At 45.8% G+C, this 18,097-nt stretch carries 13 protein-coding genes; all 13 read right to left on the reverse strand.

Going from position 1 to position 18,097, the window contains the following annotated elements; translation table 11 throughout:
- Positions 1-330: 330 nt before the first annotated feature.
- The gene (gene traI / locus PZ638_RS20850; protein ID WP_181420524.1) at positions 331-5,457 is read right to left on the reverse strand and encodes a conjugative transfer relaxase/helicase TraI; all 5,127 of its coding nucleotides are present in this window, start codon (positions 5,455-5,457) and stop codon (positions 331-333) included.
- Entirely contained in the window at positions 5,457-7,676 is a 2,220-nt protein-coding gene (gene traD / locus PZ638_RS20855) for a type IV conjugative transfer system coupling protein TraD (protein ID WP_110592881.1), read from the reverse strand. The genes traI and traD overlap by 1 nt, the downstream gene beginning before the upstream one ends.
- A 63-nt stretch (positions 7,677-7,739) precedes the next feature.
- Positions 7,740-8,132 (reverse strand): hypothetical protein, encoded by a 393-nt coding sequence (locus PZ638_RS20860; protein WP_110592880.1) that lies wholly within the window; start codon positions 8,130-8,132, stop codon positions 7,740-7,742.
- Positions 8,133-8,189: 57 nt separating this feature from the next.
- On the reverse strand, positions 8,190-8,396 hold the full coding sequence (locus tag PZ638_RS20865; RefSeq protein WP_094962757.1) for a TraR/DksA C4-type zinc finger protein: 207 nt from the start codon (positions 8,394-8,396) through the stop codon (positions 8,190-8,192).
- Between the two features lie 89 nt (positions 8,397-8,485).
- Complete coding sequence (locus tag PZ638_RS20870) at positions 8,486-8,911, reverse strand: hypothetical protein (RefSeq protein ID WP_110592879.1); 426 nt, start codon at positions 8,909-8,911, stop codon at positions 8,486-8,488.
- Between the two features lie 12 nt (positions 8,912-8,923).
- The gene (gene traG, locus PZ638_RS20875) at positions 8,924-11,797 is read right to left on the reverse strand and encodes a conjugal transfer mating-pair stabilization protein TraG (protein WP_272524402.1); all 2,874 of its coding nucleotides are present in this window, start codon (positions 11,795-11,797) and stop codon (positions 8,924-8,926) included.
- A 6-nt stretch (positions 11,798-11,803) separates the two neighbouring features.
- The gene (traH, locus tag PZ638_RS20880; protein ID WP_110592877.1) at positions 11,804-13,192 is read right to left on the reverse strand and encodes a conjugal transfer pilus assembly protein TraH; all 1,389 of its coding nucleotides are present in this window, start codon (positions 13,190-13,192) and stop codon (positions 11,804-11,806) included.
- A gap of 288 nt (positions 13,193-13,480) precedes the next feature.
- Positions 13,481-13,885, reverse strand: a complete 405-nt coding sequence (locus PZ638_RS20885) for a hypothetical protein (RefSeq protein ID WP_110592876.1) — start codon at positions 13,883-13,885, stop codon at positions 13,481-13,483.
- A gap of 130 nt (positions 13,886-14,015) precedes the next feature.
- Positions 14,016-14,555 carry a type-F conjugative transfer system pilin assembly thiol-disulfide isomerase TrbB gene (gene trbB / locus PZ638_RS20890; RefSeq protein WP_110592875.1) on the reverse strand — a complete coding sequence of 180 codons (540 nt, stop codon included), beginning with the start codon at positions 14,553-14,555 and terminating at the stop codon, positions 14,016-14,018.
- Entirely contained in the window at positions 14,552-14,842 is a 291-nt protein-coding gene (locus PZ638_RS20895) for a hypothetical protein (protein WP_110592874.1), read from the reverse strand. The genes trbB and PZ638_RS20895 overlap by 4 nt, the downstream gene beginning before the upstream one ends.
- Before the next feature lie 7 nt (positions 14,843-14,849).
- Positions 14,850-15,638, reverse strand: coding sequence for a type-F conjugative transfer system pilin assembly protein TraF (gene traF, locus PZ638_RS20900; RefSeq protein WP_110592873.1), 789 nt, complete (start codon positions 15,636-15,638; stop codon positions 14,850-14,852).
- Complete coding sequence (locus PZ638_RS20905; protein WP_110592872.1) at positions 15,635-17,473, reverse strand: conjugal transfer protein TraN; 1,839 nt, start codon at positions 17,471-17,473, stop codon at positions 15,635-15,637. Before PZ638_RS20905 ends, traF begins: the two co-directional genes overlap by 4 nt.
- A complete protein-coding gene (trbC, locus tag PZ638_RS20910) occupies positions 17,473-18,090 on the reverse strand; it encodes a type-F conjugative transfer system pilin assembly protein TrbC (RefSeq protein WP_110592871.1) in 618 nt (205 codons plus the stop codon). Before trbC ends, PZ638_RS20905 begins: the two co-directional genes overlap by 1 nt.
- Positions 18,091-18,097 lie beyond the last annotated feature (7 nt).

The following is an 18,097-nucleotide window of genomic DNA, read 5'->3' on the forward strand; positions in this document are numbered from 1 at the left end:
TTACCCCTAGCGGAATTGCTCTGAATGCCCCTGATAATCTTTCGATCCCGCCAAGAATTGAGAAGATGTCAGGGGTTTTCTATTTGGGTTCACAGCACATGTTTGTGTGTTACATCCCATCACTTGCCACCTTTCGGCGTGGCGACCACAAAATTCACATCAATTGTCGGCTAATTTAGCACTCTATGCGCATTCAAGCAACGTCTTCACGATAAAGACGCGATTTATTCACAAAATTTGTAATAAAACTTGAGGTTCGACGCGAGAGAAAACTAAACGAAACTGGCGGAAATCGCCGACAATGCGGGTTAAAACATAAATAACAGGGTGTTAATCACCAAATTCACGGTCACGGGATTTTTCCATCACCATTTCACGCTCTTGTTGACGCAAAACGTCTCGTTGTTGTTGCTGATGTTCACGCTCAAGCTGAACGGCCTTTTCAATGACGCGCTCTTTCGCCTCCATTAAGTCATGTTCCCCTTTCAGCAAGCTATCACGCTCTTGCGCCATCACATGCCGCAGTTCGTCCTCACTCAGTTCTGGCACTTTAGGCTCGCTGTTTGCTTGCTGACGTAGGGCAGCTTCAGCCTCTTTTAAGGCTTTATCAATCGCCTGCTCCTCGGGGGTTTGCAGGTTTTTCGGGTCACTGTCCGCTTTATCGGTTTGCGCAGTATTTGGGTTGGAATAGGCGTTATCCACTTCCCCTTGCGTGATTTTCTCAATCATGGCCGTGTGTAAACGTTCATCAGGATTGAGTTGCACCACCACACCCTGTTCAGGTTGCTGTGCCATCGTCTCAAAGGCGGATTCTAGACTGTTCACAATCACGGTTTGCCCGTTTTGACTGGGTTTCACAACAATAAATTGTGCCTGCTCGCTCCCCAGTAAACGCCCTTCAGCGCGAAGCCCCTGCAATTTATCCCCGTCGAGTTCAATGGCTTGTAATACCGTACCTTGGGCTTTGCCGTGTTCATTAAAAGCAGGCCACGCGACATGCGGTTCGGGGTGCTTGGTGGACGGGTAAACAAATTTTCCTTCGTGTGACTCCCCCAACCCCATTTGGCGGCTTAATGCGCGACCAATCGCCGTATCATTAAGGGGTTTCGCATGGTCAAACAATTGATTACCCACTTTAGCCGCGCGGTCTTGTTCAGCTAACAACACATCGTGGGCGGTCTTCCGGTTGCCGGGGTTCTCAATGGCTTTTGTCCATTTATCCAAGTCATCACTGTAAGTTTGGACATGTGCCTTAGTACGCGAAAGACTGACATACGCATCACGCAAGGTGGCGAGCATACGCCGCCCTGATTCGACACCGCCGAGGACAATCACATACAAACTGCTTGCCCCTTGCGCTTTGTATGCCGTGCCCGCATAGCCGTAATCCAGATGTTGGTCTGTCAATTCGCTATTCGGGTTAAGTACACGAGATTCATCGCCCTTAGTCAGGGTGATTTGCCCGTGTTCGCTGACCTCACTGACAGTCCAATCGCTGTTCATCACGCGCCCCCGCTCTTTGTCTGTGCGCGTAAAGTTAATTTTTTCCCCTGCGGCGATATGACGGGTTTCTTGGCGGTAAATACCAATATCCAGCAAGCTACTTTCAAAGGCCGAAAGTAAATGCCCTTTGCCGTGTTCATCAACCAGCGTCACCACCCCGTCACTGACTCCCTCACGGGTCACTTCAATCCGATAGTACTGCTCTTGGATAAGCGCCACTTTACCGGCATGCTTTGCGAGCCCTGCAGTTGATAACAAGGCCTCTGTGCGCGTACTCTCACGCACCAATATCGGGACGTCTTTCCCCCCTTGTAATTGCCCTTGCTCAACTAAGATTTGATGAATACCGCGATTAAGTTCATCTTTATCACGGTTGGTTTGCACCACAATCAGTGTTTCTTTTTGCGCTTCAGCCGTTCGCCCGCGATAGTCATCGAGAATATGTGTGATGACCTTGTCGCCTGAATTTATCACCGACTGTTCGGGTAATTCCGCCCCCGCACGACGAGGCACCACATCGGGCGTCACGCGATTCATTGTATCCATAGCCGTTTGAACTTGACCCGCGATGATGGCTTCAATGGCAGGACGAAGCTCGGGTCTTTGCCGCACGATTTCGTTCACAACCGCAGTCGTCAGCGCTGAACGGTCTTGTGCGAGGGCTAATGGGTCACCACTGTCCACCGACAATAACTGCGCCCTATCCCCTGAAATGGGCGCTCGCCCGCCACCGCGCCCAATCACGTCTAACACCTCAGTCATGATTTTGTTACCGACCATCGAGCCTTCATCCACTAAAAACAGGGTGTTTTTAAAATCCAGTACCTCCCCTTGCTGTTGGCGTTGGTTGGCATCCATCAAAAAGGCATGCAAAGTTTGTGATTTCACCCCCACTGCCGCCATTTCCCCTACGGCTCTGTGCGTAGGTGCAAGGCCTATCACTTCCGGTCGCTGCGCCGCAGGGAGTGTGTCCAGAGCCTTAAGAACGGCTTTCAGCTGGGTCGTTTTCCCCACCCCGGCATAGCCTTGTATACCAACAAATTGGTCACGCGTGGTTAAAATCAATGTGGTCGCTGCCTTTTGCCCCTCCGTTAATCCCGCCAATACGGCATCGGGAACAGACTCCATCAGTGGGGTTTGCGTCCCTTTACCGGCTAAAATGGTGGTCAGGATTTGCTTTTCCATCTCCCAGGTACTCGCCGTCACGTAATGTTGTTGAGCGGCACCTTTGCCACTGGTCACGGGAATGATGGCTTTTTGGGCGACTAAGCGGTCAAAGGCTTTCCCCAGCGATTGACTGTCGAGCAAGTTGTGTAATGGTAACGCTTTGGCAATTGCATCGATGCGCGAGAAAAAAACCTGACTCTCTTGTGCTAACGCCATGCCTTGTTGCAAGGCTTTTTCGGGCTTAGACAATAACGCTTCCGTGGCTTTATCGGCCGCTTGCTCAATCGCTTTCGCATCCGTCCCCTCAACCCCCGCTAACTGTCGCGCTTGCTGATAGACTGGCGAACGCGATAAACGACGCTCAGTTTCCATCTTATCCAGTGGCGTATACACGGTAATATGTTCACCACTGCGTGCAGCGGTATTCAGTAAGGTCGGCTGCGTATCCCGCGCAGACGCGACCAATAACACCGTACCCGTATCGTTAGCCTGTTGCCCTGGTGCGGTAACATAACCATAATCGGCTTTGACACCGTCCCGCACATCAATACGGTGCGTTTTTCCGTTGAAATTAACCATAATGGCGTTTGGCATAAATCCCGATACCGTGACCCTGTCACGTGCAGAGAGCTTATTTTGCTTCGCCAGTATGGTTAACTGTTCACCTTGGGCAATTTCCATCGTTTGATGCTGATAGGCACTCCACTGGCCATCAAATTGCTGCGGTTTCATCACCTGTTTTTGCCCTTGACTATCAAGCAAGGTGACCGACCTAGTTTCCGGCGTCACACGATCAATGGTGTAGCGTTCAACTTCTTTTTTATCCGCGTTCCAACGCTCCATCACCATGCCTTCACGGTAACTGTCGATTTGCTTGCGCGAATGGCTGTCGAGCCACACGGGTTTGAGCTGTGTCACTGTCACCGTTTTTTCACTGAGCATTCCGCGCTCGGTGAGCGTTTGGCGAATGGTATCGGTCACGATTTTTTGCTCCCGAACGCCACTGACCTGCGCAACCACGGGTTTCATGTCGCTGTGCAGCTGTGCATAGTCCGCCGCCAGTGCCGCATAACGATGATTTTTATCGGGTATATGCGCGGTTTTCACCGTCAAGACAGATGAAGCCTCGCCTTGAAAACGCGGCACTCCCGCATCTTGTAAGGTGGCCAACACGTTTCCCGTGCCTTTACGTCCACCACTGTCCATCATGAGCACCTGCACATTGGCAGATTGCGCACTTTCCAGTAGGGATAAGGCCGATTTCAAGGACAGTTTTTCGGCATTGGCAACCACCAAGGTACTGTTGGGTTTAAGCGGTTGACCGTCACCCAGCGTCATTTTCGGTACAGTGGCAAAGCGATTATCATTGGTAAAGGCTTTACCGCTGGTCGCATCGAGGGTCATCACCGCCACGTCACGTCCTTGTGACTGCGCCATCGTGACACCGTCTAATACCCCATCCCGCTGTGCTTTACCCAGTCCTTGACTGGCCACAATCGCAATATTGGGTAAGGTGTCCGCGACTTTCTCCATTACGGGGCTGAAGGTTTCTGTCCGCGCCTGAAAACTGACGGTGCGATTATGTTGCTTCATGTCAGTAGCAATTTGTTGCAGCTTCAGCTCGTCCATTAAATGAATCGAGGAGGTAAACAGCCCTTTTTTCTCATCCAGTGGGATAAGTTGACGCTGTTCAATCGCCACATCAATCGCTTCACGTACCTGTGCTATCATGCCCGCACGAGCTTCCAATCCCCCAAGCGTTTTAGCCAATACTTGGCTGTAGGTCATACTAAGCTGCTTATCACTGAGTAACGCTATCGCATCGGTGACAGCGCGGGTGATATCGGCCTGTATCTCTCGAGAGGTATCCCCCAACTCGCCTTTGGCAAGGCGCTGCTCCGCTTCGGCATAAAATGCTTTACGTTCTTCAGAGCCAAAACCATTTTTCTCCAAACGGTCAAACCAGTCGGTTAACAACTCACTTTTTTCAGGGGTTGTTTTCGCCTGACGAGTATCGAGGGCGGCCACATCACGGGATTTGAGTGAAGCTTCATGCCCCACCGCATCCATGATTTGGTAATGGCGCTGAGAAAAAGGCACAACGGGCACACCCACGATTTCCCATAACCCATTTTTTCCCGTTTCATGGGTTTGCATGCCAAAGCTTTCCACTCGCTCACGTAAAGCATGGCGGTAGATTTGGCCAAGTGATACTTGCAATGCATAAACGGCCTCGCTGAAGCCGCTTTTTTGTTGTGTATCACTGGATAACGTGCGCCACTCGCCATTATGCTCGGTCATGTTCATCACCAGTGCGTGCGTGTGCAGTTGTGGGTCATGCTCCCGAGACGTATCATGGTTAAATGCCGCGACAACCAGATTTTTGGTCATTTCTAATGAGGTTTTGCCGTCAACCATTAAACGCGTTGAGGCCAGGCTCTCGACCTCTTTCAGGGCGACCTCGACCGCATAATTATGTGCGTCAATCATCCGCTTATCACCCAGCACAATACCGAGCACGGACACACTTTTCGGGGCTGAAAAGGTTAAATCTTGCCCTTCACGGTGGACGTTTTTACCATTTTCCATGCGCTCTAGACTTTGGCCATTGGGTAAGCGCCCCTCAAGGATCTCACCTAATTGGTCTTTAGTGACTTCGCCTTCTAATCCCAGGGATTTAGCACCTTCGCCCATCCAGCGGGCTTCAAGGTTGCCGAGGAAATAATAATTGTCTTCATGGGTATAATAATTTGCCGCATTATTGGCAATCGGTGCAACCGTCAGCATCACCATTTCTCCCAATTAGGATCATCATGTTCAAACTCTTGTGAAGAACTCGAATGATTTGCATGAGGATCACCCAAAATTTCCTTTTCTTCCTGCCGCATCCGGGTATAGCTGTCATACAGGTCTTGTGGGTTTTCTTCGTGCCCTGTGGTCGCCCCCAACACTTCCCCCGTATCGGTGTTGACGCGCAAATTATCAACAACCACTTCTCGCCCCCCTTGGCTTTCCGTTAGGTTTTCGGATGATGCGGTTCCCGTTGCTATCTGACTGTTTTTGGGCGTCGTTGAATTCGGTGTTGGTTGAACGATAGGTTGAGGTTGAGCAACGTCTGTAACGGTATTATTAGGTGTGGTCTCAACAGGCAATTCAATCGGATGACCGCTTATCAAGCTATCAATGACCTGATTGACACCGTCAGGGATAGCGCCCATTTTTAATCGCTCGTTAATTTCAGCTTCAATCTCTTGGTCTAAGCTGTCATTAATCGCACGAGCCGTGAATTCGGCCGCAACGGGTTTGATTTTTTCGTAGCGCATTGCATGTTTAACAACAGGATATTGGCCTGGTAATGTGATATAACACGTCAAATCGGGTAGCGATTGCACATCGGAGTAGTTAACTAAGTCACTGTCTTCTTGCTGTTTATTAAACGAAACCCCATCGCGTACCGTCTCTTTACCGTAACTGTATTGCTCACTGAACCGTTTGATCCGTTCTTGCCCGAGCTGGTCACGTACCCACTTCGCCACATTTTCATCCGGTGAACGAAAGAAAAAACGGGTATTGAGTAAATCCATCATCGCATCGGCATAATCTCGGCCGTAGGTATAGTCCAGCTGCGGTTTATTTTGAAAACCAAGCGTGAAACATCCGCCAAACTTACGGGCTTCAGACAATACTTGCGGTAATTCAGGGAGTTTATGCAGTGAGGCTAATTCATCGTATATAAACCACACACGACGCTCCGGATTTTCCCCCATCTCCAGCAAACAGTTGGCGGCCTGTGCTAACCACATGGAAATTAACGGTTTTAAGGATTCATGTTGACGGGCATTACTGGTGATCCACAACCAGCCGTGACGCGCCTTTTTCTCATTGACGGTTTTCATCCATTCACGGATCGCAAATGGCTCTTTACCGTTGCGCTCAATCCCTTGCAGGTAGCGTAATGCTTTGACGTAGTTAGTCAGAACACCACGGATTGAAATCGCGGTTTTTTCAACTTTCTCTTCCATCAAGTTGCTAGCTTCCGTCCCCGCCACATACGCGCGTAACGTTTTGAGGTCAATGGCCAATAAAGTCCGCAATAACTTGTTATAACTGCGTTTATCATCAGAGCCGAGTTTAGCCGACACGGCGGTAAAGATAGTGCGCGCCGAGCCTGTCCAAAACGGGTCTTCTGACGTACTTTGGGGAATAAGCGTATTCGCCATGCTGTCAAAATCGGGTGTTGTGAGACACTCTCGCCACAAATCCCAATTTTCACAACGTTCATCTAATGGATTGAGTAATTTATCGATGTTTTCGTTATAGTGCTTTTTGACCAAAGAACAGCCCTTATCGAACACAATCACCATATCGCCCCGCTGCCGTAATTGAATAAGCAGCTTATTCATCGCATTGGATTTTCCTGACCCTGGTGTACCGTGCATCAACATGTTTTGCACTTCACTGTTGAGTTTTAACGGGAGCCCATCAAAGGTAATCGGGGAGGCTTCCCTGCGAGCATGAAGCATATTACGGACAAGCTTAATATCTTCAGTTAATGTCCGTCCTCCAATCACATCGTCTTTGGCTTGACGCTGACCTAAACGGTGCAAAAAACGGTAAATAACAAAGGCGAGAATGCCGACAAACACGGAGGCCCACACAAAAGAGAGCCAGAGTTCTTGCAGAAAGATATCGCCTGCATACATCATGTAGGGATCTTTTAAAATATTGGCCGACGTAAATCGAAAGAGTTGGCCATCAAAATGCACATCATAAAGTGGCGGAACTCGATATAAGGCTTTCTCGCCCGCCGACGTGAAATAAAGCCACCAATACAGACCGCCATTTTTAATTTCTTGTAGAGGGACTTTTAAATAAAAAATTAAGGGTAATAGAATTAAATAAAAATTAACGAGCCAAAACGAAATCCGCTTATTTACCTGCATGAACATGCCGAGCATATAGCTAAAGACTTGTCCACCCTGCGTAATATGCTTGGTTGAACTCATGATAAGATCACTCCTTCGAAATAACGAATAGCGAATAAATTATAAGAGATAAATAATTCGATTTTATTGCATTAATATATCATTGACTGACTGTTTAGATTTAAGCGCACAAAATGTGATACCTTGCTCTCGACTCAAATTGTTCGTTTTAATATATACAGGAATGTCAGCTATTATCTTTTTTGAACTCATCTTCTCGAGTTCATTAAGAATGAACTCTAAATCAGGTGAGAGCACATGAAGGTAATTCAAATATTGATTCACATTTTCTTGATTTGATTGATTAGGATACTGATAGCCAACAACGTATTGGCTGCAACTGATAATGACATCCCGTTGCGTATGATAATTTAGCATCTCTTTATTGAGTTTATTTATTTCATGAGAATAGGAAAATTGACTCAAAAATAATAAAGACAAGGTAATACCCACTTTATTCAGTGTTGATTTATTCATAATAACCTCAATTTAATAGTCGATATAAAAGTAGGAAGGGATAATTTAAAAACGTGATTATCTTAGGCGAGAACACTCTTGGTGCTTGATACAATTAACACAATGCTGCACACCAGGTAATGCAAGTCGGCGTGCCAGCGGAATACTCTCACCGCACTCGATACAAACTTTTGCACTTTGACCTTGATATTTAGCACGTTGACTCAACCTTAAAGACAGCAAAAACTCGCTCTCAGCTTGAGAGACATCAATTTCATCCGCCATTAGAAACCTCTAGAAACGAGAGGGTCTATTCCCCTGAAAAATTTATTATTTAGGGGAATAGACCGTTAACAAACGAAGTGCGTTAGGGTTTAATTAGATTTTTGATTACTAAAGATTTCACTCATAAGCTCTTTCACTTTTTGTGAGTCTAAATTAGATTTGAAATTAATTAATATCGCACCTATAAAATATACACAATCAACTTGTGCAAGAACAAAAAGAAGTGTATTTAACTTTGTGAATAACCTATCCATTAACAAGTCAATTACTGGAGCTATAAATATAATAATACTTAAAAAAACTTGAACATATGCCTTTTCCTTCATTTTTGAAGTTGGAACTATTTTAAATGACACATAACTCCAAAAAATAGCCACGCCAAAAAAGAATGAATTAAAAATAAACGCATATCTTTCAAAATTAATAACTTTGTATTCAGCATTGAATGCTAAATATAAGCACAATAGCAGCAATCCTATATTTTTAATGAAAATTATTTTTTTGTATTTATTCATAAATGTTCCCTTTTAATCACTATTCTTTTTATAATACTTTTCTTTACTCATAAGTCCATTAGAGTCTGGTGTTTTTTCAACCCTTCGAGTATCCGTAATTAATCCTGCATCCATGTGCTTTTCTCTTTCTTTTTCCATTTTCACTTCATGCTCTTGTATTTTTTCTTGGTGATTTAATTTGAGTTCATCATGACGTCGTTGAATTCCCACCGTGCCTTCATTTATTTTTCCTTTTACTGTACCAATTTTATCTTGATATTCCTTTTCTTTTTCGGTGACTTTTTGAGCAGCGTCATGTTTTATTCCAGCATTCTGACTGAGCGTATTAACATCCTGTACATGACCATCATATTCAGCCATTAAACTCTCTCCTGAAGGGATATTTCCTGCTGATGCCGTTTTATCCATGGCAACGATACTCGCCCGATTTTGTGCGTAATCATTTTTAACATTTGGAAGTAATCGGTCATTAATAAAATCTTTTGCCAACGCTTCACGTTCTCTTGCTATTGCTAAATCACTCGTATTACTTAATATCGCATCAGCGCGACTTGGCACGGCTTGTCGTACATAATTAGCAAACTCTTGGTCTAAGTTACTGTCAATCTGCGCACTATTATTCGTCACATAGCTGGCCATATCACTGTACTCTTGGCTTTCGGTCGTACTGCGAGAATACTGCTCATATTGATTTTTAGCTGTATTCAGCGTTGCACTGAGCTGACTGATTTCCGAGCTAGCCTCATTATCGTGACGATTTGTACCATCTGATATTTTACTGCTATTGAGTAGCTCAAGCCCTTCATTAAATTCCCGTGTCCGTTGAGCACTTTCTTCACTTCCTGCATCTTGATTTCTAGCACCTCTTTCTTGGGTACTATTTTGTGTGCTATCCGTATTTCTGGCATTACTATCAAGGTATCCCTGCACACCTCCAAATACTGGTAAAGAGAATCCCCCTTCAGCTTTTGCTCCTGCTGTTTTAGAGAAATCTACGCTATTACTGAATAATTTCGATAGTGCCTCTTCCGTTGTACTGTTATCCGCTTTTCGCTGAGAGTCCACTGCATTCTTGATTTTTCTGTAACCTTCACTCTGATTGCTACTTATCCCAGAATCTGTCATAGCGGATACAGTTGCACTGTTACCAAAGTTTTTACTAAATTGAGCTAATTGATTGGTTGCCACATTGACCGAACTTTGGAAAGCACTCATGGCTTGCGCAGCCGTTGCCTGTGCATGTTTAGCACTTTGCTGCAACGAACTCACCATCGCCTCACTGCCTTTAATGGATATTGGTAAGCGTGACATGGCACCACTGGTATCCATAATTTCTTGACCGCCACTGGTCACCGTATTCATGGCACCGCTGGCGAGTTGTCGTGTCATTTGACCATCACGGAAACTCGAGTTGGTATCCCACTTATTGCCCGCCACATTATCCGTTTGCATATTATTAAACGCCCACGTTCCATCTGCGGCTTGCGATGAACTTGCTGATGCCGAACTGTTAATGGCCGTACCGAGATAATTTCCAGCCTGTGCGACAGCAGGACCTAACCCTTTCACAATCGCCATGGCAATAAACGGAATAGACAACGTTAACCAACCCGCAATTAATCCGATATCACTGTGGATTTGCTGAATATGCGCCTGATTCGCTAGGTTAAAGTCCAATCCATTGGTTTGCCCGCGCAAATAAAAGCTCGTTGCATGATTGAGTATGGCGAACATCGGTGCCCAGGATTGCAGATAAATAATTGACATGATGTAGTTAAATAACATACGTGTCGTCAGCGCATGAACCGTCATCAGCAGTATAAAAATGGGGAACAACGCCACAATTAACGAAAACAAAATGGTATATAACAACGGCGTAAAACTAGTCGCCACTCTAGTCGATGTGGCCCATGAAAGCCGCATTTTATTATACGATGATGTGGAGGCTAAATTTACTAAACTGGCAGTATCGCCACTTTGTGCGCTGTACCCTGCAATCCCTTGTTTAAGGGCATTCCTGACAACAGAGCTACGCATTAATTGACTGGCGGTTTCACTGCCTGAGTAGTAATAATTGTAGCTATCTCCAAGCATCGAAGCAAAAAGCACATCCGAATTTGGACGTCCACCAAAAATGCGCCTAACAGTATATCGCCATGTTTGCCCTGTTGAACCAGTATCCGTATTAATCGCGTTCATCAGTACATTTTTAGCTAAATCTTGGCACGTCCAAAAGCCCGCAGGTGAAGCTTCGTTATTACCCTCTGGCACCATTACACCCCGAAGCGGACTTGGATTTCGAAAAATTACAGTGTAAGGGTCTCGACTGTTCATCAATTCTTGGAATGAGTACTTATGGTTAATTAGGATGTCGCCGATGACACAGTTTTTGGTGTATAAACTCATCAATTCAGCTATATCACCATTCACTGACATGACATCACTGACATTTCCGACTAAATTTGCCCCAAATAACATGCCCGTTTTACTGTAACTTAATGAGTCTGGCATATGGAAAATTGACTCATACAATTCCGTTAAACTTGTACCAATGGAACTTATCATATGCGCAGGGGCAGCTAACCCGAGCGGAACATTATCGACAAGATAAACCCCTGTGGGGTCGGTTCGGTCGATTATCTGCACAGAACGCTTAGGGCCAAGGAGTACACTGGAAACCAAAATAATGTAAGCGGCAAACTTGATGACCTCCTTCGGGTCATGCCCTCGTAGATACACCACAAAGAAAGAGGCAGCAGAAATAAGCAAAGCAATACGGAACATGGATTCCCATGATGAAGAGCCCACAATCGCCGCGACGCCATTGAAGACCTGCATCATGTATTCACCACCGCCTAAGACATACACGGTATCGATAGAAGCCATAATGGATTAACCTCCCTGCTGTGTTTTTTGTTCTGGGGTAAACATATTGAAATGATAGTTACGCTGGTAACGCTCTTGTAATTGACTGGATGTCTGCTGACGCAAGTAACTCATTTGCCGTTCCATTTCCATCAACACATTGGCTTTCACATCAACTTGACGTTGTAAGTCTTCTAATTGTCGGCTCGCCTCTGAAACGTTTTCTCGTAACAATTTCATCGGTTCTTCAGGAAAGTTTCGATTAGCCATTGCTATTTTGGCTTGGTCAATCAGCTCTAAAAGATACTGAAGTAAAATGTCATACGCGATGTAATCTGACAGCGCAGGTAATATTGACACATTTAGATTGAGTTGCATCGGGTCGACCAAATATCGCAAAATTGGAATTGACGTACTTTGAATAAACCCTTTTTCCGCAGGCGTTAAGGCTGTGTCGTCTTTTAACTTGCTTTGTATTTGACTAATGGTTTTCGATACCAATGAATTTAAGCCATTTGCTTTTGTGACTGTTACCGTTTTCTTTTTAAGCTCTAAGCAACCATTGACCGAGACACATCCTTCAATATTAATCGTTCCGCCATACATTAACGCCTTAATAAGCTCTTGCCGATTAACCTTGGGTATTGTTGTCGTGACCTGATTATCTTTTCCAAAAATTAAGGTGCCAGTAAGATTCATAATCAGCTCTTTGAGCTCATTATCCCCATCCAACATCTTGTTGCTATTGAGTACTTCCCACATCAAATTTTTATTTTGGATAACCTGATCTTTCATATTATCTGGAGCACGATTAAAGGCGTTATTCATTTGCCCGCCAACAGTACACCCCTGACGCGATGCCGCCCAGTCCGAAAACATATTGGTTTGCCCTGCAATATCTTGGCAAATTTTTTGTGATTGAACAGTATTGGTTGGCCATAAGCCGCCCACAATACCTTGTGCCGCTTGGCAGGAAGAAATATTCATACTATTCACATCAGAAGCTAATTGCTGTAAAAAATCTTTAGCCGACTTTAATTCCGGAACGGTAGTCTGCAATGCTAAATCGAAGAAATAACCGGTGGAATTTTGCATTAACTGTTTCACAAACTGCTGAAGCTGCTCACCGTTAATATGAGAGAATGAACCTAAATAGGCATCAATTCCCCCGCATCCTGCATTAAGTGATGGCGGCGTGAATGACGCAATTTGCAGCTGTTTGACTTGATTTCGGATAAACAGATTCCCGCCTGTGGCATAACCTGCGGCTTGTCCTTGCCACGCCCTAGCATCGGTGGCATTCCCTTCAAATCCCAATTTATTGAAGAAATTGTTCATATCACTGTTCACATTGGCAACAGCCACCGTGTGACTGAATAACGCCGAACACATGACAGCAATGAGTCCTTTACGCATTAGGGCCTCCGGATTGAAGATAAATAGGCCAACACGAAAATAAGGCAGGGTTTATCGCCTTATTCCAGCAAGGAATAGGGTTAATTAAATCATTCATTGTGGGTAAACCTTATTGAGTGCCATCACCCGCAACGTTGCTGCGTGTCGGCATTAAATTTAAACGTGAGATTAAAGGGAGATAACGAGCAAAATAGCGTTATTTCATTGAAGAATGAGAACCAAACTCGGTGATGAACGCTTTCACTAACGGCTCAATCAGTGGGTCGATTATGTGATAATCTGGCTTTTTCATTTGACTAACTTCTTTTTTAACCGAGTGATTTTAAACTGCGCAAAGTAATATTCGATCCAAGAAAATACCCCTATCACAAGGTGTTTTATCGCAATACCCCAAAAACAAAAGGGCACAACATACATAGCCACATTCCACAGTCCTTTTGTTCCTAAATAGTTAGGGTCAGCGTCGAGTTTACTCTCTGGCCAACACGCCATCTCAAAAACCTGACGCATCACAAACCAAAGAACCAAACCGGCGATAACAAACCCAAGAAACTCAGAGGTGCTCTGGTCTTGGCGTTTCGCTTCACAGGATTGGTATTTTCTTAATTCACGAATTCTTTTTTGAAATTTTGCATTTTGCTCACAACTTAATTCATCATGATTTTCGGTATCGACTTGATTATCACTCATCATACGACCTCTATTTTAAAAAGTTAAAGATAGGCCAGGAGTTAAAGTACCTATCCCCACAGACCTAACACTAAAAAAAGCACTTATTACACATCTTTTTGCGCTTTACGCATTTTCAGTCACCAACTCTCCTTTATTGTGTCGCCAACATTAAGTTACTGTTGATTCGGTTCATCACGTCCTGCATGTCCGTTAGCCCTTGTAGCAGCGGATAAGTTCGTAGCGTATTCACGTCCACCAAAAAAACCGTGGGCGTGATGACTTGTAACCCTGTTCCAAAAAAAGACTGCACGACCTCAGGCGGAGCGGGAATGGCATTCGGAAAAGCCATATCCCCTTTCCCATCGAGGGTATACGGGAATACACTTAACCCCGTTTGTGCAGATAACAACGCAAGTTGTGGGTCAAATTGATGACAATACGGACAACTCGACTGCATAAAGAGAACCAACGTATAATCATTCAAATTCACCACGTTGCCATTGGGTAACGAATACGGTTTCACTGGCGGCTTAGCGGGAATAACGGTTTCAGGCTTGGATGTTTCAGTACTCATATTGGATTGGGCGTTTGCTTCCATTTTATGGGACTCAAGCGCGGCAATTTCATCCATCACACTAGCCTGAGCTACACTGAAACTAAACAGCAAAAAGGAAAAAAGTAACGCTCTCATGGGTGCTTCTCCTTATTTCCTCCGCCCTGAAAGGCTTGCCAGGCACGAACAGCCGCATACAAAAATCCGGCCACACCCACTGCGACACCGACGGCAAAGATAAAGACCGTACCCATATCTTGTACCCATTGAAGGGTTAACAGTAAATCGTCAGTGATACTGGCTTTACGCACTTTCAGTAACATTTCAATCAAGCACCAAAACACCACGGCCGCTATCATGAGCGCAATGCCAACATACAATAACGCATTCTCAATTAATCGAGCTTTTAAGGTTCTTTCCATCATTCTATTCTCAATAGTTCGGGGTAAAATCGGTCGCAATATCTAAAAAGCGACGTTCTAGCGCATCTTGGGTCATAAACCCGTAGGCCAACGGCTGGTAAGATTCGTTTTTCGGATCAACCAAGAACAGGGCAGGAAAATGGGTGATTTGCATTTTTGCCACTTGCCCGTTGTCTGGCTTGGTGTTCGGCAATTGCTGGCTACGCTGACCATCCACCGATATCGGGATAAGCACAACCCCGTGTTGTTCAGCAAACTGCGCCACCACACTGGCTAACTGGTTATCCAACGGCTCACCGCCCCGATAGAAGAAAAACAATCCGTACTGTGATGCTAACTGCGAAATAGCCTGTTTTTCTTTATTGCGTAATGTGGATAGCTGCTGAGGCACCGTGCTGTTATAAAAGGAATGCTCCAAGTTGTAATCAAGTGCAGGGTGTAGCAGCAGAGCTTTTTGCACAGAGCGTTCAAACTTTCCAGATTGATTGAGCCAATACCGCTGAAGTGCCACGAATTTCGCGGCATTCTCAGGGGTTGGCTGCATAATCGCCGTGTCTAACGCTTCTGCCGTTAACTTTTGCATCACCTTTTTTTGTAAGGTCGGTGATAACGTCGACAGCGGGATTTGTTCTGGCTCAGGCGGCTCCTCTTCGTCTTCCGGTTGCGGCTCGTTATACCAGTGCCAACCGACGATGGGTTCATCTACATACGTTCGTGTTTCGACCCTTTCCGCATTGTTGGCCAATCCCGCGACAGGTATCACCAAACTGATGAATAACATAAAAATCCGTCTTGTCATCCTTGTCCCCCTTGCCCTTGCAGGCCATTGGCGATTTGATTTTTCACGCGGTCAATCAGTTCTTGGTCAGCGGGGATATCCGTGCCCGACTCCAAATCGGAATAGAAATCCGCAAAATTCAGTCGGTCAAAGTTAATGGCCTGCAATTCATCGACGGTGATACCGCGACAATCACTGCTTTTGGCGCTACCAAACCCAATCCGTAACTGCCCCCCACGCCCTTGCTCTTGCACGATTTTGGCGAGCTTACTGTCAAACACGCAGTAGGCTTCTTTCTTCTGAAGACACACCCCGAGGACTTTATTCGAGCAATAGGAACCGACATAAATGGTCAGATTGCGACTTTTGGCTTTACCGAGAGCTTTTTCTTCACTGTCACAGTGCGCCAGCCCCACATCACTCCCCCAACCACCACTTTTGCAGCAGTTATTAAACCCCGCGGCAGCTTTACGACAGGTATAACGCTGACCCGTAAAGGCCCTGACGTTCACGTCATTGAGCTCTGCCACATCTTCCCCTGCGGCGGCCACTGCGGCTAAAGCCGATACCGCTTTTTGGAAACTGTTCGCCTTGTCATTCTTGATTTGGTCACACTCACCGCTGGCACAAATCAGCTCAACACCGCACATTTTCCCCCCCCCCGTCAGCCCTTTTTCACAGGAAAACACCGCTTGCTCACGCAAACACGTACTGCCAACGGATTCAATACAGGTGGTTTTCACAATGGTACACGCGGGATTTTTCATGTAGTCACCACAACTGCCACTATCCGCCGACTGCTTGGCGTAATAATCGGTGTACTGCCAACATTCACTGTAAACATCGTATTTTTTACCACCCACAGTGACCGTTTTGGTGCCCCCTTTTTCCGTACATTGGGTTTCCACCTTCACTTCTTCGGATTTATCAAACGGACAATGTTCAACCCATTCAATTTTGGGCGATGGCGTTTTAACTTTAACTGTCACCATCATATTTAAGGTTAAGGTCGCCGTTTTTGTTGACGCAAAGGCTTGATAAACCAATTCTTGAATACCCACTCGACACAACTCGCCATTGTTACCGACACAAATCCGATTGGAGGCAATAATTTCCCCCTCTTTCAACGCCATATTTCGTGCATTTAATGTGTAACGACTTGCATTTAACATTTGAAATGTCGTATTCATAAAAATGACATGCTGATTAAATAAAAACCCCGAGTTCAGTGTTAAGGTTGCACTTTGAATGGTGCCTGTGACGGGAGATTTGAACGAAAACGACCATCGGTCACCATGCCAGTGGTAAGCAAAATCAGAGGGCGGCACAACAATCGTTTGATTTTCCCACCCGTCAACCTCCTCCCACGTAATTTTGGCTGTGCGAGTACAGGCTAAACTGGCTGCGGGCGTTCGCTCACATTGATGTGACGTGATTTCAGTTTTATCCAGCATCACATCCTGACACGGCACCGTAATTTTCCCGCTTTCTGACTCCGCCTTTTCCCGCATATCAATGCCGGCTTTTAAGAACGGCGCGTCCAAATCTAACTTATCCGGTGGGCGATTTTTCATGACCTCCATCGTGGTTTGCCCCGCCTCCGTGTCATTCATCGCTTTCATGCCCGCATTTTCCAGCCCCGAGGCTGCGCCTGACGTCACTCCACCGTAATAGCCACTTTCTGACGGATTAGCGGTATAGTTCGGAATGATATTGGCGGGGTTGGTGTTTTTTATCGTATCTGTGCCCGTGTTTTTCAGGCTATTCGCAAATTCCGACCCGGCTTTATAATCATTGGCAGCAAACCCCAGTGACAGAGCCCCCACGCCACATAATGCAATCAATAACCGTTTCATTATTGTGCCCTCGATACCAGCCAATCTCGGGCAACCTGATGGCAATCGCCACTGCTGGCAATCCGTTCAATGGCAGATATCAAACGAATATTGCCGTATATCACATCAAAATCGTGCTCACAGCGCACCACCAGTGCGGGCACTTGCGTAATGCCGTATTGTGCAAAGGTTTTCGGGTCGATTTGTACGCCGCCTTCACCACTGTCTTTGGTCAGTTCAAACACGGCACTGGCCGTTTTGCGAAAGTCATTGTCAATCAAGCCATTAATCAAGGTGGGGATACCAAGCTGCGTGGCTTCAGGCACCATCTGTTTGAGTCCCGCTTCAGGAATAGAAAACGACACAAAATAGATAAACGGAGTTTCCTGAACTGCTTGAGCTTTAGCCGCATCGGCAACTTGTTGCTGCGCTTGCTGCTGTTTGGCTAATAAGCTATCAATCCAGGCTTTATCCTTGGCCGAGATTTCCGGTGGCTTAAAGCCATCCGGCGGCAAGGAGTGTTCGAGCAAGGCCGCGCTTTGGTCGCGCAGCTGTTCTAAAAACTGTTGGTCATCCGTTAAGGCATGACTCGTCGGCGCAAGCAGCACGCTTGCGAATAAAAAGAAAACGGATTTCATGAAAAAG

It is taken from the genome of Providencia hangzhouensis, assembly GCF_029193595.2.
Taxonomy (GTDB): Bacteria; Pseudomonadota; Gammaproteobacteria; order Enterobacterales; family Enterobacteriaceae; genus Providencia; species Providencia hangzhouensis.